22 protein-coding genes and 1 pseudogene are annotated in these 19,729 nt (G+C 70.9%); 16 read left to right on the top strand and 7 right to left on the bottom strand.

Annotation, left to right across the window (positions count from 1 at the left end):
- Positions 1-41 precede the first annotated feature (41 nt).
- Entirely contained in the window at positions 42-647 is a 606-nt protein-coding gene (locus tag F9C12_RS10090; protein ID WP_409181730.1) for a TetR/AcrR family transcriptional regulator, read from the bottom strand.
- Between the two features lie 127 nt (positions 648-774).
- Between F9C12_RS10090 and F9C12_RS10085 the strand changes: the two genes are divergently transcribed.
- The gene (locus F9C12_RS10085; RefSeq protein WP_409465689.1) at positions 775-1,440 is read left to right on the top strand and encodes an HAD family hydrolase; all 666 of its coding nucleotides are present in this window, start codon (positions 775-777) and stop codon (positions 1,438-1,440) included.
- Between the two features lie 267 nt (positions 1,441-1,707).
- Positions 1,708-2,922 (top strand): PP2C family protein-serine/threonine phosphatase, encoded by a 1,215-nt coding sequence (locus F9C12_RS10080; RefSeq protein ID WP_409465688.1) that lies wholly within the window; start codon positions 1,708-1,710, stop codon positions 2,920-2,922.
- A gap of 12 nt (positions 2,923-2,934) precedes the next feature.
- Here F9C12_RS10080 and F9C12_RS10075 read toward each other — a convergent pair whose 3' ends face one another.
- Positions 2,935-3,561 carry a LysE family translocator gene (locus F9C12_RS10075; RefSeq protein ID WP_409465687.1) on the bottom strand — a complete coding sequence of 209 codons (627 nt, stop codon included), beginning with the start codon at positions 3,559-3,561 and terminating at the stop codon, positions 2,935-2,937.
- A gap of 883 nt (positions 3,562-4,444) precedes the next feature.
- Between F9C12_RS10075 and F9C12_RS10070 the strand changes: the two genes are divergently transcribed.
- Entirely contained in the window at positions 4,445-5,566 is a 1,122-nt protein-coding gene (locus tag F9C12_RS10070) for a S1 family peptidase (RefSeq protein ID WP_409465686.1), read from the top strand.
- Positions 5,567-5,611: 45 nt separating this feature from the next.
- Here the strand turns inward: F9C12_RS10070 and F9C12_RS10065 are convergent, their stop codons facing one another.
- Together F9C12_RS10065 and F9C12_RS10060 are read right to left on the bottom strand one after the other, a co-directional pair.
- Positions 5,612-6,463: a formate/nitrite transporter family protein gene (locus F9C12_RS10065; RefSeq protein ID WP_409465685.1), complete on the bottom strand. Its 852-nt coding sequence runs from the start codon at positions 6,461-6,463 to the stop codon at positions 5,612-5,614.
- Between the two features lie 165 nt (positions 6,464-6,628).
- Positions 6,629-7,231, bottom strand: a complete 603-nt coding sequence (locus F9C12_RS10060; RefSeq protein ID WP_409465684.1) for a copper resistance protein CopC — start codon at positions 7,229-7,231, stop codon at positions 6,629-6,631.
- 248 nt (positions 7,232-7,479) lie between these two features.
- On the opposite strand from F9C12_RS10060, the gene F9C12_RS10055 reads away from it, so the two are divergent.
- From F9C12_RS10055 to F9C12_RS10020, 8 genes are all read left to right on the top strand, one after another.
- Positions 7,480-8,100 (top strand): hypothetical protein, encoded by a 621-nt coding sequence (locus F9C12_RS10055; protein ID WP_409465683.1) that lies wholly within the window; start codon positions 7,480-7,482, stop codon positions 8,098-8,100.
- A gap of 4 nt (positions 8,101-8,104) precedes the next feature.
- Positions 8,105-9,019, top strand: a complete 915-nt coding sequence (locus F9C12_RS10050) for a copper resistance D family protein (RefSeq protein ID WP_409465682.1) — start codon at positions 8,105-8,107, stop codon at positions 9,017-9,019.
- 29 nt (positions 9,020-9,048) lie between these two features.
- Positions 9,049-10,050, top strand: a complete 1,002-nt coding sequence (locus F9C12_RS10045; protein ID WP_409465681.1) for a plastocyanin/azurin family copper-binding protein — start codon at positions 9,049-9,051, stop codon at positions 10,048-10,050.
- Between the two features lie 60 nt (positions 10,051-10,110).
- Positions 10,111-10,614 (top strand): hypothetical protein, encoded by a 504-nt coding sequence (locus F9C12_RS10040; RefSeq protein WP_409465680.1) that lies wholly within the window; start codon positions 10,111-10,113, stop codon positions 10,612-10,614.
- Between the two features lie 17 nt (positions 10,615-10,631).
- The gene (locus F9C12_RS10035) at positions 10,632-11,240 is read left to right on the top strand and encodes a cupredoxin family copper-binding protein (RefSeq protein WP_409465679.1); all 609 of its coding nucleotides are present in this window, start codon (positions 10,632-10,634) and stop codon (positions 11,238-11,240) included.
- A 78-nt stretch (positions 11,241-11,318) separates the two neighbouring features.
- The gene (locus tag F9C12_RS10030) at positions 11,319-12,233 is read left to right on the top strand and encodes an XRE family transcriptional regulator (protein ID WP_409465678.1); all 915 of its coding nucleotides are present in this window, start codon (positions 11,319-11,321) and stop codon (positions 12,231-12,233) included.
- Between the two features lie 125 nt (positions 12,234-12,358).
- Positions 12,359-12,883 (top strand): CHAP domain-containing protein, encoded by a 525-nt coding sequence (locus F9C12_RS10025; RefSeq protein WP_409465677.1) that lies wholly within the window; start codon positions 12,359-12,361, stop codon positions 12,881-12,883.
- A gap of 14 nt (positions 12,884-12,897) precedes the next feature.
- Positions 12,898-13,755: an acetylxylan esterase gene (locus F9C12_RS10020; RefSeq protein ID WP_409465676.1), complete on the top strand. Its 858-nt coding sequence runs from the start codon at positions 12,898-12,900 to the stop codon at positions 13,753-13,755.
- A gap of 69 nt (positions 13,756-13,824) precedes the next feature.
- Here F9C12_RS10020 and F9C12_RS10015 read toward each other — a convergent pair whose 3' ends face one another.
- On the bottom strand, positions 13,825-14,265 hold the full coding sequence (locus F9C12_RS10015) for a VOC family protein (protein ID WP_409465675.1): 441 nt from the start codon (positions 14,263-14,265) through the stop codon (positions 13,825-13,827).
- Positions 14,266-14,359: 94 nt separating this feature from the next.
- Between F9C12_RS10015 and F9C12_RS10010 the strand changes: the two genes are divergently transcribed.
- Complete coding sequence (locus F9C12_RS10010) at positions 14,360-14,878, top strand: MarR family winged helix-turn-helix transcriptional regulator (protein ID WP_409465674.1); 519 nt, start codon at positions 14,360-14,362, stop codon at positions 14,876-14,878.
- Between the two features lie 7 nt (positions 14,879-14,885).
- Here the strand turns inward: F9C12_RS10010 and F9C12_RS10005 are convergent, their stop codons facing one another.
- Positions 14,886-15,074 carry a hypothetical protein gene (locus F9C12_RS10005; protein WP_409181713.1) on the bottom strand — a complete coding sequence of 63 codons (189 nt, stop codon included), beginning with the start codon at positions 15,072-15,074 and terminating at the stop codon, positions 14,886-14,888.
- A 160-nt stretch (positions 15,075-15,234) separates the two neighbouring features.
- Here F9C12_RS10005 and F9C12_RS10000 point away from each other — a divergent pair.
- A pseudogene (locus F9C12_RS10000) lies at positions 15,235-16,194 on the top strand (sigma-70 family RNA polymerase sigma factor); the annotation flags it as partial.
- A gap of 31 nt (positions 16,195-16,225) precedes the next feature.
- On the opposite strand, the gene F9C12_RS09995 reads toward F9C12_RS10000, so the two are convergent.
- A complete protein-coding gene (locus tag F9C12_RS09995) occupies positions 16,226-17,716 on the bottom strand; it encodes an aldehyde dehydrogenase family protein (protein WP_409465673.1) in 1,491 nt (496 codons plus the stop codon).
- A 223-nt stretch (positions 17,717-17,939) separates the two neighbouring features.
- Between F9C12_RS09995 and F9C12_RS09990 the strand changes: the two genes are divergently transcribed.
- Genes F9C12_RS09990 through F9C12_RS09980 form a run of 3 tightly spaced genes read left to right on the top strand, consistent with a single transcriptional unit; the run spans position 17,940 to position 19,671 of the window.
- A complete protein-coding gene (locus F9C12_RS09990; RefSeq protein ID WP_037360475.1) occupies positions 17,940-18,458 on the top strand; it encodes a cupin domain-containing protein in 519 nt (172 codons plus the stop codon).
- Between the two features lie 12 nt (positions 18,459-18,470).
- The gene (locus F9C12_RS09985; protein WP_409465672.1) at positions 18,471-19,409 is read left to right on the top strand and encodes a PDR/VanB family oxidoreductase; all 939 of its coding nucleotides are present in this window, start codon (positions 18,471-18,473) and stop codon (positions 19,407-19,409) included.
- A gap of 25 nt (positions 19,410-19,434) precedes the next feature.
- Positions 19,435-19,671: a hypothetical protein gene (locus tag F9C12_RS09980; protein WP_409465671.1), complete on the top strand. Its 237-nt coding sequence runs from the start codon at positions 19,435-19,437 to the stop codon at positions 19,669-19,671.
- The last annotated feature ends 58 nt before the right edge of the window (positions 19,672-19,729 follow it).

The raw sequence follows: 19,729 nt of genomic DNA, 5'->3' as shown, positions 1-19,729 counted from the left end.
CGCGGGCGAGACGCACCCCCCTGCGCGGCAAACTGGCGTTTCTAGCCCGCGCCAAGCATGCGCAGGACCAGTTCGCCGTACTCCTTGCCGAGTTCGGCGGGTGTCTGCCGGGTCCGTTCGCTGTACCAGCGCGCGACGTCGACGCCCAGCGACAGCACCGCCCGCGCCGCGATCCCGACGTCGCCGACGGTGAACGCGCCCGACTCGACTCCTTCGGAGATCACCTCGCGCACGCGCTGCTCGATCTTCCGGCGAAGCTGCGCGACGACCTGGTATTCCTTCTCCGGCAACGCGTTCAGCTCGTACTGCACGACCCGCGCCACCGTGTGCCGCCGCGCGTGCCAGGCGACGAAATCCTCGACCAGCAGCCGCATCCGCTCCACCGGGCCGGTCACGCGCCCGAGGACGTCCTCGACGAGGGCGAGCGTCTGTTCGTGGCCGTTGCGGCTGATCGCGAAAAGCAGCGCGGCTTTCGAGGGAAAATGCACGTACAGCGCGGCCGGGCTCATCCCCGCCGCGCTGGCGATGTCCCGCGTGGTGGTGGCGTGGTAGCCGCGCTCGGCGAACGACTCCACCCCGGCGAGCATCAGCCGGCGCGCGGTCTCGGGCTGCACATCGGGCCACAGGTCGGCCGAGAGCGTGGTCATCGGGCGATCCTCCTCCAGTCCCGCGCCGGCCGGCGAGTCCGCCCGTCGTCTGCTGAGTGTAAGCGCTCGCTCAGTGCCGCCGCTGGCGAGAGAGATTAGCCGCCGCGACGGTGGGTAACCAGGAGGTGTGACTGTTTCCCCCATCGCCGTCCTCGACATCGACGGGACGCTCATCGATTCCAACTACCACCACGCTCTCGCCTGGTACCGGGCGCTGCGGTCGGTGGACGCGGTGTACCCGGTGTGGCGGCTGCACCGGCTGATCGGGATGGGCGGGGACCAGCTCGTCGCCGCGGTCGGAGGGGAGGAGCTGGAGCGCCGGGCGGGCGAGCGGGCCCGGGAGCGGCAGGGCAAGGAGGTCGACGCGCTGCTCGAGGAGATGGCTCCGTTGCCGGGCGCGCGCGATCTGCTCGTGGCGATCAAGGAGCGCGGCCACCGGCTGGTGCTGGCCAGTTCGGCTCAGCAGCGGCACGCGGAGGTCTTCCTCGACAAGCTCGATGCTCGCGATCTCGCCGACGAGTGGACTACCAGCGCTGACGTCGACGCCTCCAAACCGGCTCCGGACCTGCTGCGGGCGGCGCTGAAGAAGCTGGGCGCCCCGTCCGACGCGCCGGCCGTGATGGTGGGCGACTCGGTGTGGGATGTCGAGGCGGCGAAAAGGGCCGGGATGCCCGCGATCGTGGTCCGCTCCGGGGGCTTCGGCGACGACGAACTCCGGGAGGCTGGCGCCGTCGCGCTTTACGACACGCCGGGGGATCTCGCGAAGGCTCTGGACGAGACCCCGCTTGCCTGAGCGAAGGGGGCCAAGCGCTTGCCCCGGACCGGCTTTCAGCTGCGCGAACGAAGCTGACGTTCGCGCGGGTTCGTTTTCGCCGCATCCGGTTTCCGCGTGGCACGGTGAGGGATGGCCCACACGCGCGGGGGCCGGTTGGACATTCGGGCCGACACAGCGAAAGCTGGGAGCTTCTGACCTGGATTCCGCCGCCGTGCGGGGACTGCCGAGGGCTCGCCCGGCGGTCTCTGCGCCTGCCGGATCCGGGCGTGCGTCCAGGAAAGGCCCATGACACCAGACATCACCCCGCGGGAATCCGGGGCGCTGCGCGACCTCGGCGGCGCTGAACTCGGGCACCTCGGCCTCGAGGACCTGCTGGACGCCAGCCTGAAGCAGGTGTGCGACATCCTGGCGGTCGACACCGCCACGGTGCTGCGGCACCAGCCGGGCAGCAACCAGCTTTCCGCGGTCGCCGCGGTCGGGCTGGAGGAAGAGGTCTACCAGGGCGTCCGGGTCCCGGTCGGGTCCGGTTTCGCCGGGCGGGTCGCCGCGCTGCGCGAACCGGTCGTGATCGACCACGTCGACCGCGGCACGGTCGTGAATCCGCTGCTCTGGGAACGCGGGCTGCACACCATGCTCGGCGTGCCGATGCTGGCCGGATCGAGCCTCGTGGGGGTGTTGCACGTCGGCTGTGTCCAGCCCCGGCAGTTCTCCGCCGACGAGGTCGAGACGTTGCGGCGGCTGGCCGGTCAGCTCGCGGTCGCGGTGCAGGTCGAGATCTTCCGCGAAGACCGGACGGCGGCGATGGCGCTGCAGCGCAGCCTGCTGCCGGGCCGGCTGCCGGAAGTTCCGGGGCTCGAGTTCGCCGCCCGGTACGTGCCGGGCGCGTCGAGCGGCCTCGGCGGCGACTGGTACGACCTGTTCCGGTTGCCCGGCGGCCGGCTCGGGATCGTGATGGGGGACGTGGCCGGGCACGGGCTGGACGCCGCGGTGATCATGGGCCGGCTCCGCAGTGCGCTGCGCGCCTACGCTCTCGACTGCGAGGACCCGGCGGAAGTCCTCGCGAAACTCGACCGCAAAGCCGTCCACTTCGAACACGGCGTGATGGCGACGGTCGCCTACGCCGTCCTCGACGAAAACCAGCGCCGCCTGACGATTTCCCTGGCCGGCCACCTGCCCCCGGTGCTCGTCTCGTCCGGACAGCCCGCGGAACTGCTGCAGGCGCCGGCGGACCCGCCCGTCGGCTTGGGGCTGACCTCGGCCGCGCGACGCGTCACCACGGTGGACCTGGCGCCGGACTCGGTGCTGGCGTTCTGCACCGACGGTCTCGTGGAACGGCGGGACCAGCTCGTCGACACCGGACTCGCCCGGCTGGCCGGCTTGCTGCGCGTCGAGGACCCGGATCAGCTGTGCAGCCGGATCATGAGCGCGCTCATCGGCAACCGGCCCGCGGCGGACGACATCGCGTTGCTGGTGATCAAGCGGGTTTTAGCCGACCGATAGCCGAGGACGGATTCACGCGGCGGGACGCTCGAGGGCGAGGCCGACGCCGAACGCCGCCAGGATCGCGCCGCCGGCCCGGAGGATCGCGCGGGTCACCCGTGCGTTGCGCAGCAGCTTCGCGGCGGAGCTGAAGACCAGGGCGTAGCCGGTCAGGGACAGGAAGCCGATCACCGCGAACGCCGACCCGAGCACCAGGGTGTCGGCGGGGTGCGCGCCCTGGTGGAGGAACTGGGGGATGACGCTGGTGAAGACGATGACGGTCTTGGGGTTGGACAGGTCGCTGAGGAGCCCCTCCCGGAACGCGCGCCACCCGCCGCGCGGCCGGCCAGTGCTCAACGCCGCCACGTCGGGCCCGGCCGCCGCGCGGGTCACCAGGAGTTTGGCGCCGAGGAAGATCAGGTAGGCGGCGCCGAGGTAGCGGACCACGTCGAACGCCACCTGCGAGGACACCAGCAGCGCGGTCAGGCCGGCGACCGACGCGCCCGCCCACACCAGGTCGGCGGCGAGCACTCCGAGCGCGGTCAGCAGAGCCGGCCCGCGACCGCGGGCGACCGCGCTCTTGAGGACCAGCATGACCGCGGGACCGGGGATGAGGACCAGGAGCACGGACAGGGCCGAGAAAGCCACAATCGACGACATGGGCTCATTATCCCCGGCTGGCGGTGGGGGAGGCGCGGTTCGGCGGCGGGAGGGTCGCTGGGATGGCTCCGTTGGCTCTGTTGGCGGGGCTTTGCCGCCTCTTCCGGCGGTGGGGAAGCTGAGGTCCTTGCTGGCCGGTTCGGCTGCTTGGGCCCGGGGTGTGCGGCCTTGGGCTGGGCTTGTGCGGTCGCCGGAATCTTGCGGTGGCTCTCGTCGGGAGGCCTGTTCGTCTGAGTGGGGTCGCTGGGGATGGGCTTGGGTGTGGAACTGGGGGTGTGCGGTTTCGGGTTGGGTTTGTGTGGCCGTTGGACTTTCGTGGGGTGGTGAGTCTGTTCGTCTGAGTGGGTCGCTGGGGATGGGCTTGCGTGTGGAACTCGGGCTGGGCTTGCGCCGTCGCTGGACTCTCTTCGGGCGGCCCGTCCCTCCGGATGGGTTGCTGCGGATCGGCTTGCGTGCGCGCCCGCTCAGGCGGGGGTTTGTGCTCTCGTGGGGCGGCGAGCCTGTCCGTCTGAGCGGGGTTGCTGCGGACGTGCTTGCGTGCATGGCCCCGGGGGCGTGCCCGCCTCGGACCGGGTTTGCGGTGCCGTTGGGTTTCGGGGCGGCGAGCCTGTCCGTCTGAGCGGGGTCGCTGCCGAACGGCCCGCCCTCGAACCCGGAGCCGCCTCGGGCTTGCGTCGCCGTTGCGCTCTCGTGGCGGTGAGCCCGCCCATCTGAGCGGCATCACCGCGGCAGTTGCCCGGAAGTCCGCTCCGGAATGGACGAACGGAGCAGCCGCGGCGACAGGTTTCGGACAAAACACCGGTCGCCGCTGGACCGGCTTCGCGCGGGCTCCCCACACTCGGCCGACAGTGGGTTTCTTTCCCCCGGCCTTCGAGGAGTTCCGATGCGTCGAAGAATCACCCTCAGCCTCACCGGTGCGGCCGTTCTCGCGGCGAGTTTCGCCGCCGTGGCCGCGCCTGCCGCCCAGGCGTCTCCTGGGCTGATCGCTGCCCTGCAACGGGATTTGGGCCTCAGCGCCGGGCAAGCGCAGGCCCGGCTCGGGCAGGAACTTGCCGCGGCCCGGCGGCTGCCCGTCGCTCGGCAGGCGGCTGGCGCGGCGTTCGGCGGGGCCTGGTTCGACCCGGCTCGCGGCAAGCTGGTCGTCGGCGTGACTGACCCGGCCGCGGCCGAGGCGGTGCGCCGGGCCGGGGCGGACACCGTTCCGGCGCGCGTCACCGCTGCGGTGCTGGACGCGGCGAAGACGGCCCTCGACACCGCCGCGAAAGCGAAGCGAGCCCCGTCTTCGGTCAGTGGCTGGCACGCGGATCCCCGTACCGGCAGCGTGGTCGTCACGCTTCAGCCCGGCGCGCACGGTCCGGACGTCGACGCTTTCCTTGCCCGAGCCCGTGAAGCAGGCCCGGTGACCACAACGACTGGCGCCCGGCCGCAGACGTTCTCGGCGGGCACCGTCGGCGGGGATCCCTACTATATCAACGGAAACACCCGCTGCTCCATCGGATTTTCGGTGCACGGCGGGTTCGTCAGCGCCGGGCACTGCGGCAGCAAGGGAAGCTCCGTCGTCGGCTGGGACAACTCGGCGATGGGCACGTTCGCCGGATCTTCCTTCCCTGGCAACGACTATTCCTACATCACCATCGGCAACGGCTGGTGGACCGCCCCGGTCGTGCTCGGCTGGGGCACGGTCAGCGACGTGCTCGTCCGCGGTTCGGCGGTCGCGCCGGCCGGCTCGTCGATCTGCCGTTCCGGCTCGACCTCGCACTGGCACTGCGGCACCGTGCTCGGGCTGAACGAGACGATCAACTACGCCCAAGGCGCGGTTTACCAGGCGACGCACACCAACGCCTGCGCGGAACCCGGCGATTCCGGCGGCTCCTTCGTCACGGGTGACCAAGCCCAGGGCGTCACTTCGGGCGGCTTCGGCAACTGCAGTTCCGGCGGCGAGACCTGGTTCCAGCCGGTGAACGAGATCCTGCAGACCTACGGCCTGTCGCTCGTCACCGCCTGATCCCTCGGACCGCGGTGCGGAGGCCGGCACCGCGGTCCGGCCGGGTCAGCTGCCGGTGGTCGCGAGTTCTTCCGCTGCCGGGGCCGGGGGAGCGGCGGCGGTGCGGGGCCGGTTGCCCAGCACGGCATACGCGGCTCCGACGAGTAGCCCGCCGCCGACGAGGTTTCCCAGTCCGACGAACAGCAGGTTGCGGCCGAACGCGCCGATCGTTGCGCCGGGCACGCCGTCGAGCAGGCCGAGCGAGAAGGTGGTCATGTTGGCGACCACGTGCTCGAATCCGGAGCTGATGAAAGCCAGCAGGCACCAGAAGATCAGCGTCAGCTTTGCGCCGTCCGACTTCGTGCGCGCGGCCATCCACACTGCGAGGCAGACCAGGAAGTTGCACAGCACGCCGCGGAAGAACAGCGCGGTCGCGGATTCCGCGGTCTTCGCCTTGACCAGGCTCGCGAGCAGAGCCGCGCCGGGGCCGGAGTGTCCGGCGGCGCCGCCGATGGAGAGCACCCCGCCTTCGTGCACGAGCCAGGCGAAGACGAGCGAACCGAGCAGGTTGCCCACGAACGACACCACGATCACCGCCGCTGCCGCGCCGACGCCGCGTCGCCGGACGAAAACGCCCTGCACCATGGTCATCATGTTCCCCGTGGACAGTTCCGCGCCGGCGAACACCACCGCGGTCAGCGCGATCCCGAACACCAGGCCCTGCACCGTTTTCGTCCACGGCGAACCCGCCGCGTTGAGGGGGCCGGTCGCGGACAGCAGCAGCACGACCGCCACGCCGATGAACGCGCCGGCGAGCATCGAGCTCACCAGGTAGCGGCCGGGGCGGCGCAGGTCCTCGATCTTTCCGTCGGCGACGTCGGCCTGCAGGTCGAGGGCTTCGGGTACGGGAATCGGCATCGGGCGAGCCTTCCGGGCAGGGGGCAGGTACCCCGGCATTCGATCCCGCGGACTCTGCGCCCCGGTAGCGCCGTGATCAGCATCTGGTGTCCGAGTGCGCACAGCCCGCGGCGGCTGTGGTGAATTGCCCCGTCCGGCGCTCAACGGGACATAGCAGGCATTCGTTCACTCTCCCGACGGCCCGCGCGAGATGCGGGCCGCGACGATTCCGCCCGCGATCAGCAGCACCGCGGCCGCGGCCACCCAGACCCACGGCGGCACGTCGTTCTCGCCGGCCGCCGACGCCGCGGAGGTGGACGGCGGCGGCGCGGGCGACGTCGTAGCAGCCGCGACGCCTTGGCCGGGCTTGGTCAGCGTGAAAAAGTAGGAGCCGGACACCGGATGCCCGTCGGCGGACACGATCCGATAGTCCACAGTGTACTTTCCGGCCGGGCCGAGCGGTTTCACCGGCGCGGAGACCGCGGCTCCGTCGACTTTCGGCGCGGCGGACTCCCAATGCGTCTTTCCGTCCGGGCCGAGCACCGCCAATTCGGTGAATCCGCTGTCCAGGGGTTCGTTGAAGGTGAGCACTATTGCCGCGGGCCCGGTCTCGATCGCGGAATCCTTCGCCGGAACGCTCGATTCCAGAAAGCTGTGCGCCTCGGCCGCGGGCTGCGGGAAAAAGGTCGCGGCGAGGCCGAAAACAATTGCGGCGAGCAGGCGGATTCCACGTCCGATTCGGGGCGGCCGCGGGTGGCGGGCGGGGGAAGTGCTGGAGAGCGATCGCATGAACCCTGCTTCCAGAAGGGAATGAGTGTCGGACCGGGATGGTCTCGATAACTCGTTGTCGGCGGTGCGTCGGACGCGCAACGGCTGCGTTAAATAGTTCTCACCGCCGGGCTCGAGTGCGAGTTCACCGATTGCCCCCGGTTGTTCGGAGAGCAATTTTACGTTGCCGTCATGGCCGCGTCGGCTCTGGAAACGCGCGGTCTGGTGTGGTGCTCACTCGTCGTGCTCCATCCGCCCATCGGGAGGAAATGATTGTGGTGGCTTCAGCCGGGCGTGGACTTCGCCGGGATCACGTCGTCGCGGCCAGTCTGGCGGGCGCGGTGGTGATCGTGGTCGGGTACGCCTCGGGAATCGGGTTGAAAACGACCGTCGCGGGCGGCCCGGCGTCTTCCGAACCGGCCCCGGCGCAGGCCGCGCCCGCGCCGCAGCAGGCTCTGCCCAACGGGGACCTTCCCCCGGCGGGCGCGGTGCAGCCGATGCCGCCCGTGCCGGACGGCGGTCTCCCGCCCGCCGGTCCGCCGCCGCCCGCGGCCGAGACGCCGATGCCGATGCCGGACTCGCCGACCGCGGACCTGCCGATGCCGACCGGGGAAATCCCGCAGCCGTCCGGAAATCCGACTCCGCCCGGCCCGACCGAAACCCCGCCGTCGAGTCCGCCGTCGAGTCCGCCGCCGGCCGAGGCTCCGGCCTGCCGGCCCGGCGCGGTCCAGCCGGTGCTGGACACGGTCGGCGGATTGCCGCTCGTCGGCGGCCTCGCGTCCGGGGCCGGGCTGACCGGTCCGGACGGGATCCTCGCCGCCCTCCTCGGTTCGTGTCCGGCGCCGGCGAGCCCGGTGCCGGGAATCCCGGCTCCGTCGAGCGGGGGCTGAACCGGTGGATCTCGGCTCCGCGAAATTCTGGTATGTCGCCGCCCGGTGCGCGGACTACGCCGGGCTCGCCCTGTTCGTCGGCGGACTGTTCTTCCTCGCGCTGCTGTGGCCGGCCGGGGCGGATTCCCGTCGCGCCCGCGGCGTGCTCGGGACCGGCTGGGTGCTCGGGTTCGCCGGGACGGCGGCCGGACTCGGGCTGCAGGGGGCGTGGGTGGCGCAGCGGTCCCCGGCGGACCTGTTCGACCCGGCCCTGCTCGGCCAGGTGCTCGACAGCCAGTTCGGCCGGATCTGGTTCGCCAAGGCGCTGCTGTGGGTGCTCGGCGGAGTGGTCCTGGCCGACGTGCTGCAGCGCGGCGAACGGGCCGCGCGGTCGGCGGGATGGCGGGTCGGCGCGGGCGTGGTCGCCGCGGGACTGCTGCGCACGACCGGCCTGACCGGGCATTCCGCGGAGAGCGCGCGTCCACTGCTGAGCCAGCTGGCGGATTTCGGGCACCTGGCGGGCGTCTGCGCGTGGGTCGGCGGGCTGGCGATGCTGCTGTTCGGCGTGCTGTCCCGGCGCGATCCCGGCGAACTCGCCTCCGTCGTCCCGCGCTATTCGAAGCTCGCCCTGGTTTCGGTCCTGGTCGTGATCGGCGCGGGCGTGCTGCTCGCCGCGGGGACGCTCGGCGACCCGGGGCGGCTGTTCACCTCCGGCTACGGCCGGATCCTGCTGACGAAACTCGCGGCGCTCGCGGTGGTCCTGCTCTTCGCGCAGGCGAGCAAAAGCTGGGTCGCGCGGCGGCTCGACTTCGCCGTGGTGCTGCGCGGCGACGCCGGCGCGGTTCGTCCTTTCGTCTATTCCGTCGCCGCGGAAGCCACGCTCGTCGTCGTGGTGCTGTTCGCGGCGAGCCTCCTCGTCACCGCCAGTCCCGGCCGGTGAACGCTCCACCCTGGAAAGGAATCTCCTTGATGGACAACCCGGAACCCACCCCCGCCGCTCCCGGAACGCGGCCGGACGCCCCGCCCGCGGCGGGTCGCCGGCGCCGGTGGCCGATCGCGGTCGCGGTCGTCGCGCTGGCGTTCGCCCTGGTCAGCCTGACGACGTTGCGCACGGGGCAGCAGCCGGCTCCGGCCGCCGCGCCGAGCACGGCCCAGGTCGATCTCGCCGCGCTGGCGAAGCAGAGCCCGCTCGCCGTTCCGCTGTACCAAGGACTCGCGCAGCAGCAGGGCGGTGCGGCGGCGGCTCCCGCCGCGGCCGGCTCGGCCAAATCGGTCGACATGCGCGGATACAAGTTCTCGCCGGCCAGCCTGACGATCGCCGCGGGCGACACGGTGACGTGGACCAACCACGACACCGCGCCGCACAACGTCGTCGTCACCGACGGGCCGGAGAAGTTCACCTCGCCGACTCTGCAGACCGGCGGCACCTTCTCCCACACCTTCGCCAAGGCGGGCACTTACTCCTACTACTGCTCGATCCACCCCGACATGAAGGCGACCGTGACCGTGCAGGGCGCGGCACCGCCGTCTTCGCCGACCGCGCCGCCGTCGTCGTCCTCGACCCCGACCGCGCCGTCCAGCCCGACGCATTCGATGCCGATGCCCACCGACGCTCCGCCGGGAACCTGCGTGCCCAAGGCGGTTCTGCAGCCGATTCTCGACCACGTCAAGGCCGCGCACCTGGAGGAGTCGCCGGGGCAGCAGGTGACTGATCTGCTGAATCTGGACCAGTACATCAAGACCCACACCGTGTGGCTGGAAAGCGTGCTCAAGCCGGTGCTCGACGGTTCAGCCGACAAGGTCGTCACCGACACGCTCGCGCCGATCATCGCGCACATCAAGTCCGCGCATCTCGAGGAGTCGCCGGGGCAGCAGGTCACCGATCTGCTGAATCTGGACCAGTACATCAAAACGCACACCGTCTGGCTGGAGAACGTCCTGACGCCGCTGCTGAACCAGGCGTCCTGCTGACCGCCGGTCCGGGGCGGGCGCCGTGCTCGCCCCGGACCACCCTCGACCCCGGAGGCTTTCGTGCCCACTGACACCCGGTTCCTGCCCGCAGCGGGCAGCCTCGACGCGGAGCCCGGCGTCCACCGGCTCCGGCCCGACCGGCGCGTGCTGGAGCTGACGCTGCGGCTGCTCGGAATTCCCTTGCTGCGCGGCCGATTGACCGTACGCCGAGCCGAATTCGTCCCCGGCTCTCTCACCGCCGAAATCGACGGCGGCTCGTTCCGGACCCGCGTGCCTTTGCTGTCCGCGATGGTCACCCGGGAACTGGGCACGGTGTGGTTCACCGGAGAGGAGAGCGCCGAACAGCCGTCGGCCGAATTCGCCGGACGGCTGGACTTCGGCGATTCGACCCGTGATCTCGTCCTCGGCGGCGAACTTCGCGCAGCCGGGGAAGGACGCGTCATCCTTTGGCTGCGCGGGACGTTGCCGCCGCCTCGCCGTCCTCTTCGGACAGTCAGCTGGCTCGTGCGGCTTCTCGCGCGACGGCCGATCCACCTCGAATTCGCCGGGGAGTTCGTGCGGTGAAAAGGTTTTTCGCTCTCTTGGCCGTCGCGGTTCTGTGCACGCTCGCCGCGCCCGTTACGCCACCTGCAGCCGCGGCTTCGCAGACGGTGATGATGCAGGATTACGCTTATGCGCCCGCGTCGCTGACCGTGCGCGTCGGCGACACCGTCACCTGGATCCAGCACGACACCGCACCGCACGACGTGGTCACCACGAGCGCGCCGGTCGCGTTCCGCAGCCCGCAGCTTTCGCAGGGGCAGAGCTGGAATTACACGTTCCGGACTCCAGGTACCTATTCCTATTACTGCTCCGTGCATCCGGACATGCGGGCACAGGTCATCGTCCAACCCGCGCCCGCCGCGCCGCCGCCACCGCCGGTAACGCGTTCGTCCGCTGCCGCACCTGTGTCCCGGCCCGCGGCCGCTCCGAGCCGTACGGCCGCGGTGGCGCCGCCGGTGGCCTCCGCGCCGCCGTCATCGTCGTCCACAGTGGCCAGTCCGGTCGCGCCGAGCCAGCCGGCGGTCGCGGCACCGCCGGTCGCCCAGGCGAGCACGACCACCAGCCTTGACCCGAAACTGCTGGTCGCCGGCCTGGTGACGGCGGTCGCCATTGGCTGCCTGCTGCTGTTGACCTCCCGGAAAGCTTGAGGCACCGGTGGGGCGGGCTGGGGAAATGCGGACTTTCGTGGGTTCCGGACCACCCGCTCGGGAGATCATCCTGGAACCGTGACTCGGCCTTCCGCGGGCTCGTTCGCGGTCACGCTGGACACCGCGATCGAGGAATCCGGGCTGTCGCTCGACCGGCTTCAGCACCACCTCGCCGCGCGCGGGGTGCGGCTTTCGCGCTCGGCGCTGTCCTACTGGCGGCGCGGCCGGTCGCAACCGGAACGCGAGACGTCGATCGCCGCCGTCGCGCAGCTGGAGGCGGTGCTGAGCCTCGAACCCGGGACGCTGACGTCGCGGCTCGGCCCCAAAGCACCGCGCGGGCGGTGGCTCGGCGAACCCGCCTGCCGGATCGAACGCCGCCGGTTGTGGCCGCAGCTGCGCGCGTTCTCGGCCGAGCTGAAACCGCCGCCGGACGGGCAGCTGTCGTTCTGGTCGATCCACGACCGCATGGTGCTCGACGAGAACGGCGGCGAGCGCGCGCTGCAGGTCCGGATGGTCGCCGAGGCCGCCGTCGACGGCGTGGACCGGCTGATGACCTACTACCAGGCCGACTCGTTCCTGACCGCCGACCCGGTCTACCGCTACGTGCGCGCGGCGCGGGCCGCCCGGGTCTGCGTCGACCGGGAAACCGGCATGTTCGCGGGCGAACTGCGGCTGGAACACGCCCTGGAGCTGGGCGAGGTGACGGTCGTGGAGTACGAGGTCCGGTTCCCGCCGGGTCCGCCGATCGACCACTACCACCGCCGGTTCACCCGTCCCGTCGCGGAATACGTCTGCCAGGTGAGCTTCGGCCCGCGGGTGCCGAGCCGGGTCCGGTCCTTCGAACAGCGCGGCCTCGGCGGTCCCGAACATCCGGGCAAGCCGCTGTCCGCCGGCGCCGCGCACACGACGACCTTGGCGCTGCGCGACGTCCGTCCCGGCATCTACGGCACCGGATGGCATTGGGGAGAAGCGCCGGCAGCGCCAATTCTGTGAACACCCCGCGTCCGACCAGGGAAGACGAGCCGCGGCGGACCAGTCGTCCACAAAGGTCTGGTCCGGACCTGATCGGCGACTTACCGTCACGACGCACTCACTCCCCGAACAGGAAGGCCCTCCCCATGCGCCGACCCTCCCGCGCCGTTCTCGCCCTCGCCACCGCGGCCGCCTTCGCCGTCGCCGGAACCGGCACCGCGCACGCGACCACCGTCCAGCCGACCTCGATGGCCGCGCACTACGGAACCGTCCCGGCCTCGTCGGCGGCGGGCACCATCGGCGACATCTACCCCTCGAAGTGGCGCGACGTCCCGCAGGACTCCGTCGTGGACGACTGGAACATGTACAACCGCGAGTGCGTCTCGTGGGCGGCCTTCAACATCGCCCGCCACGGCGAAAGCGCGAACAACTACGGCGACGCGAAGTACTGGGACGACAACGCCCGCAACCACGGCTACCGCGTCGACAACACCCCGACCGAGGGCTCGATCGCCCAGACCGACAACGGCACGTACGGGCACGTCGCGATCGTCGACAGTGTGCACAACGGGACCGTGACCGTCGAGGACTACAACTGGACCGGCGACGGGCACTACCTCGTCCACGACGTCAGCGCCTCGTCGTTCCGCTACATCCACTTCTACAACTGATCCCGGAGCCCGTCATGTGTTCGTTCAGCCGGAGATCCCTCCTGGCGGCGGCGATCACGGCGGCGGTCGCCGGCGCGCTGGCACCGGAAGCGGCCGCGGCGGCTCCGTCCGGCACCGCGCGCGACTACGAAAAGAACGGGCCGCACCAGCCTGCGAAGGCCGCCGGCGACGGCGCGCACACCCTCTATCACCCCGCGGACCTCGCCTCCAGCGCCGTCCGGCATCCGGTGCTGATCTGGGGCAACGGAACCGGGGCCACCGTCGACCAGTACGAAGCCCTGTTCGCCCATCTCGCCGGCTGGGGTTACGTCGTCGCCGCGGCGAACACCGGGCAATCCGGCTCCGGTGAGGAGATGCTCGACGGGGCGAGGTACCTGATCGCCGAAAACGCCCGCCAGGGCAGCGTTTTCCACGGCCGGATCGACACCGGGCAGATCGCCGCCGCAGGCCACTCCCAGGGCGGCGGCGGAGCCCTCGCGGCCGGTGCCGACCCGCTGGTCAAAACGACAATCCCGATCATGCCGGGTCCGCAGGGCACGGTGAGCGCGTTGCACGGTCCGGCGTTCTTCGTGTCCGGACAGGCGGACGTGATCGTCCCGGCGCCGTATGTCCGGGCGCGGTTCGCCGCGTGCGACCAGGTGCCGGCCGTTTACGGACAGCTGCGCGGGGCCACGCATTTCCTGCAGGGCGACACGCGGTACCGGCTGATCGGCGCGATCACTGCTTGGCTGCAGTACCACCTGGCTGGTGACCAGGCGGCGAAGAGCGTGTTCTACGGTCCTCGCCCCGATCTGGGGCAGGACACCGCGGCTTGGTCGGATTTCGCGCGCAACAGCCGAGCCGAGGAGGTGCGGGCGGTGTTGAGCGGTTAAGCGGAGGTCGCGAGATCGTGGCTCGGTTCGGAAGCGGTGCCGTCCAGCGCGGCACCGCTTCCGCGGGCTTCAGCCCAGTTCTTGGGCGAGCCCGACCACGATGTTCTCCGGCCCCCGGACGTAACAAAGCAGATAGACGTCCTCGAACCGCACCACCTCGTCCACCAGCTCGGCGCCCTGGGCGCGCAGCCGGGAGAGGGTGTCTTCGAGGTCGTCGACCGCGAACATCATCCGGCGGAGGCCGAGCGTGTTCGCCGGGGCGTTCCACGGTTGAGGGGCGAGCGCCTTCGGCTGGTGGAATTTCGCCAGTTCGACGCGGCCGGGGCCGTCGGGGACGCGCAGCATGGCGATGTCCTGCCGGATGTCCTTCAGGCCGACCACCCGTTCCGCGCCGGGCCAGTCGAGCGGGCCCTTGCCTTCCAGCTCCAGGCCCAGTTCCACGAAGAACGCGATGACCGCGTCGAGATCCTCGACGACGATGAGGACGTTGTCCATCCGCTTGACCGCCATCGGGCCACCCTAACCGCGGCCGTCCCCGTGCGCTGCGGTTTCAGAAGCCTTAGCGGTGCTATTCTTAGGGCAAAGTTATTCACGGGGGTGCCGGATGCCGAAGCGTACCGAGCCGGACGAGGTCGACGAGATGCTCGCGCAGTGGCGCGCCGAGGCGCCGGAGGTCGACACCTCGCCGCTCGCGGTGTTCGGGCGGCTGCACCGGTCGTTCGACCGGTACCAGCGGCAGCTGACGCGCGTGTTCGCCCGGCACGGGATCACGGTGGCGGACTTCGGGATCCTGGCCGCGCTCCGCCGGGGCGGCGCCCCTTACCGGCGTACGGCGGGCGACCTCGCCGACACGAATCTGCTCACCACCGGCGGCATCACTCAACGCGTCGACAAGCTGGTCCAGGCTGGCCTCGTCCGCCGCGAACGCGACGAGGACGACCGGCGGGTCGTGTTCATCGGCCTCACCGAGGAGGGGCTCGCCGCAACGGACAAGGTGGTGCACGAGCATTTCCCCAACGAAAACCGCATGCTGGCCGGGTTGACCGCGGCGGAACGGGCGCAGCTGGCGAAATTGCTGGGGCGCTTGGAGAGGTCGTTGGACCAGGCCGAATTCGGCGACTGACCTTCGGTCAATCCTCCTCGTTCCGCGGGGGAGCATTCTTCGGGCGGCGGGGATAGCACGCGAGAATGAGGCGTTCCACGTCATCGGTGGGAATATTCCACTCGCGACGGGCGTGCAGCGCGAGGCGGAAGACCGCCAGCCGCACCAGGTTGAGGAGTGCGAGCGCCGCGAGCACGGTCCAGGCGTAGGCGGGCATCACGATTCCCTGGGCTCGTCGGCGAGAAAAGCTGTCATGGGCTCACGGGACGGCGGCCGGACCCGGACGTGACGCGGTTTCGGAGAATTAATTTCCCGGAACCGCGTCATGATCCCGGTTCCGGCAGGTCCTCCGGGCATCCCGACCTCAGGAGGTTTGCGTGCCTGCCGACCGGAGTGACGCCGAATTGATCGCCGCCGTGCGCGCGGGAGAGATCGGCGCGTACGGCAGTCTCTACGAGCGGCATCGCGCGGCGGCCCGCAACCTGGCTCGTCAGCTCGCCAAGTCGGAGAGCGAGGCCGACGATTTCGTCGCCGAGGCGTTCGCGAAGCTGCTCGACTCCCTGCGCGCGGGCAAGGGGCCCGACTCGGCTTTCCGTCCGTATCTGCTGACGACGCTGCGGCACGTCGCCTACGACGTGACCCGGGGGCATCGCGGCGTCCACCTCGCCGAAGACTTGGCCGAACCGATCGGCAAGGACGCACCGGCGCTGGCGGTGCCGTTCACCGACACCGCGGTCGCCGGGCTGGACCGGATGCTGGCAGCGAAGGCGTTCGCGCGGCTGCCCGAACGCTGGCAGGCCGTGCTCTGGCACACCGAGGTTGAGCAACGGAGCCCTGCCGAGGTCGCGCCGTTGCTCGGCTTGAGCCCGAACGGCGTCTCGGCGCTCGCCTGCCGCGCCCGCGAGGGGCTCCGGCAGGCATTTCTGCAGGTACATGTGTCGGAGAACCAGGCTGGCGCCTGTCTGGAAACTGCCGAACGGCTCGGTGCGTGGACTCGAGCCGGACTGTCCAAGCGGGAGCGGGCCCAGGTCGAGAACCACCTCGACAAATGCGAGCGGTGCCGCCTGCTCGCCGCCGAACTCGCCGATGTCAACGGAGCGCTGCGGGCGATCGTCGCCTCGACGGTCCTGGGCGTCTCGGCGTTCGGCTCCCTCGCGACCGTCGGTGCCGCGAAGGCCGGTGCCACCGCGGGCGCCGCCGCTCGGGCCGCCGCTCCAGGCCGTCGTCGGGTCTGGGCCGTCGTGTCCGGTGCTGCTCTCGTCGTGGCGGTCATCGTCGCCCTCATCGCAGGCGGTGCGCGACAACGCCGGGAAGGCGCGCCGCTCCGCCCGCACGCCACAGTCTGTATCGTCAGCATGACGAAGGGCATCACCTACTGCGAGTAGCCCAGGGGATCGGCTCCTCCGCCAGACCCAGATACAGGCTCTTCTGCCGCTGGTAACTGCGGATCGCGGTGCGGCCCTTGTCGGTGCCGAGGCCGCTTTCCTTGGTGCCGCTGAACGGCGTCGAGATGCTGAACTGCTTGTACGTGTTGATCCACACCGTCCCGGCCTCGATGCGGCGCGCCAGGCGGAGCGCGCGGCGGTAGTCGGCGGTCCAGATGCCGCATGCCAGGCCGTAGACGGTCGCGTTCGCTTGGGCGACCAGGTCTTCCTCGTCGTCGTACGGCAGCAGGACGCCGACCGGGCCGAAGATTTCCTCCTGGCACGTCTTCGCGTCCGGCGCGAGGCCGTCCAGCAGGGTCGGCAGGTAGTACGCGCCGCGCGCCAAGCGTTCCTCGGCAGGGATTTGCCCGCCGCAGCGGACGACCGCGCCTTCCTCGCGGGCGCGGTCGACCATCGCGGCCACTTTGTCGCGGTGTGCGAACGTGGCCAGCGGCCCGACCTGGGTGGCCGGATCGGTGCCCGGGCCGAGGCGCAGGGCGGAAGCGGCGGCGATCAGGCGGGAAGCCCATGCGTCGTACTGCTTGCGCGGCAAGAAAATTCTCGATCCGGCGATGCAGCTCTGACCGGTCGACGAGAAGATTCCGTACAGGATTCCGGCGACAGTCTCCTCGACGTCCGCGTCCTCGCAGACGATCGTCGGGGATTTGCCGCCCAGTTCCATGGTGACCGGGATGATCCGGTCCGCGGCGATCCGGCCCAGCACGCGTCCGGTGGCGGTGCCGCCGGTGAAGGCGAGCTTGCCCACCAGCGGGTGGCGGGCGATGGCGTCGCCGACGATCGAACCCGGGCCGGGCAGAACGGAAAGCAGTGCGGGCGGGACGCCGGCGTCGTGTGCGAGCCGGGCCAGTGCCAGCGAAACCAGGGGAGTGGCTTCGGCCGGTTTGAGCAGGACGGCGTTCCCGGCGGCCAGCGCGGGGGCGATTTTCTGGGCGTCGCTGGCGATCGGCGAGTTCCACGGCGTGATCGCGCCGACGACGCCGATCGGTTCGTGCACGCTCATCGTCAGGTGCGCGCCGCGGCTCGGCGGGAGTTCGCCTTCGAGGGTTTCGAGTGCGGCTGCGTAGTAACGGAAGGTGCCGGCTGCGCTCGCGACGAGTGCGCGGGTTTCGCCGAGCGCCTTGCCGGTGTTGCGGGTTTGCAGCAGGGCGAGTTGCTCGGCGTGGTCCTCGATCGCGTCGGCGACGCGGGTCAGCAGGCGGGCGCGCTGGTGCGGCAGCAGGTCCCGCCACGCGGGGTCCGCGGCGGCCGCGGCACCGGCTCGGGCGGCGGCGTCGACCTGGGCGGAGTCGGCGGCGTGGATCGAGGCGACCGGCGAGCCGTCGGTGGGATCCACGCACGTGGCCGCGGGACCGCCGCCGCGCTGCCAGTCGCCGCCGACCGGGATTTCGTCGGGCGGGACGGGGAAGGGCTGCATGGCGACGTCCTTTCGGCGCGGGCGAGCTGGGTGCGACCGAGGAAACCTTAGACCTAAGATTTCGTCAAGACCCGGTCCGCCGCGAGAGCGCCGGCGAAGAATTTTAGGCCTGAGGGGTTGTGCGGATCACAGGCCGCGGGGTACAACCCTTATCAGTAAGTCTCTTAGACCTAAGGCATTCGGCGGCGAGCCCGCCGAGGACCACCGGAGGAGTTGCCCCGCGATGACCACCACCGAAAGCAAGCACCAGCACCTCGAGGAGCTCATCGACTCGTGCATCGCGGCCCGCGAGACGCGGTACGAGGACTGGGACACCCTCGGCTTCCAGGCCGCCGCGAAGGGCGACGAGTTCCGCCGCGCGCAGATCCGCTACATCGGCTCCGGCGCGACCGGCAACCACGAGGGCGACTCGCGCCAGCTGCCCTCGGAGCACTTCACCTTCTCCAACATGCGGCTTCCGGTCGGCGCGATCGGCCCGGAGCACACCCACCACGACGTGGAAGAGGCGTTCTTCGTCCTCGAGGGCACGCTGGAGGTGACCGTGCACGACGTCGAGGACGGCACCAAGACCGCCACCCGCGTGCTCGGCTACCGCGACCTGATCCGCGTGCCCGCCGGGGTGCCGCGCAGCCTGCGCAACGCCGGCGACACCGACGCGCTGTTCTGCGTCATCATCGGCGCGCAGAAGCCGCAGCTGCCGACCTACCCGCCCACCTCGCCGATGCACGGCGTCACCCGCTGAGAAGAGACCGCGATGCCGACGATGCTGCGGGTGCACCGGACGACGTGGCTGGCCGAGAAGGTCACGCAGGTGGAACTGCGCGATCCGGACGGAAAGCCGCTGCCCGGCTGGGAGCCGGGAGCGCACCTTTCCCTGCACCTGCCGAACGGGCTGGTGCGCGAGTACTCCCTCTGCGGCGACCCGGCCGACCGGTACGGCTGGACGGTCGCGGTGCTGCGGGAGGAATCCTCGCGCGGCGGCAGCGCGTGGGTGCACGAGCGGCTCACGGCGGGGAGCTTGATTCCCGTCGAGGGCCCGCGCAACACCTTCGAACTGCACGACGCTCCGGAGCACCTGCTCGTCGCCGGCGGCATCGGCGTGACCCCGATCCTCGCGATGGCCCGGAAACTCGCCGGCGGCTCCGCGCCGTGGTCCATGCTCTACTGTGGACGGTCGCGCGGCGGGATGGCTTTCCTGGACGAGCTTTCCGGCCTCGCCGGGGACCGGCTGGAAGTGCACGCCGACGACGAGCACGGCGGTCCGCCCGAGCTGGCCGCGAGGCTGGCCGGGCTCGCGCCGGGCACGGTCGTGCACTGCTGCGGTCCCGAACCGCTCATCCGTGCGGTCGAAGCGGCTTTGCCGGAAACGGCGACCCTGCGCGTCGAACGCTTCCGGGCCCCCGAAGCCCCGGCGGCCCAGCCGGGCACGGGATTCGACGTCGTGTGCGCCGGTTCCGGGACCCGGGTCTCGGTGGCCGCCGACGAGTCCATTGTGGACGCACTCGGCCGCACCGGGATCGCCGTGCCGACCTCGTGCCGCGAGGGCGTGTGCGGAACCTGTGAAACGAAGGTGCTCTCCGGCGAACCGGACCACCGCGATTTCGTGCTCGACGACGACGAGAAGGCGACCTCTCAGACCATGATGCTCTGCGTGTCGCGGTGCCGGTCCGCCGAACTCGTGCTCGATTTGTAGAAGAACCGATCCTGAGGAGCCGGCCATGGCCGGACACACCCACCGGCAGCTCGCCGTGCTGCGCGCCGCCGCCGCGGGGCACGTGGAAATGACGTGCAGCCGCGAACCGCACCTTTACGTCGACGGCCTCGCCTGCTGCGACCCGACGCTCGGGCACCAGCTGGCCGGGCTGCTCGCCCCCGAACCGGCCGCCCCGCGCGGACCGGGGCTGCGGGTGCCCGCGGTGCTCACCGCCGCCGGGCAGGCCGTGCTCGCTGCTTAACGGCTCGTGAGTGGCAATCCCGGTTAGAACCGGCATCGCCACTCACGAGGCCCGACCA

Origin of the sequence: Amycolatopsis sp. GA6-003 (assembly GCF_046267895.1) — a bacterium.
Lineage (GTDB): Bacteria > Actinomycetota > Actinomycetes > Mycobacteriales > Pseudonocardiaceae > Amycolatopsis.
Note: the sequence above shows the minus strand (reverse complement) of the source record. Positions and strands in the feature narration are given on the sequence as shown.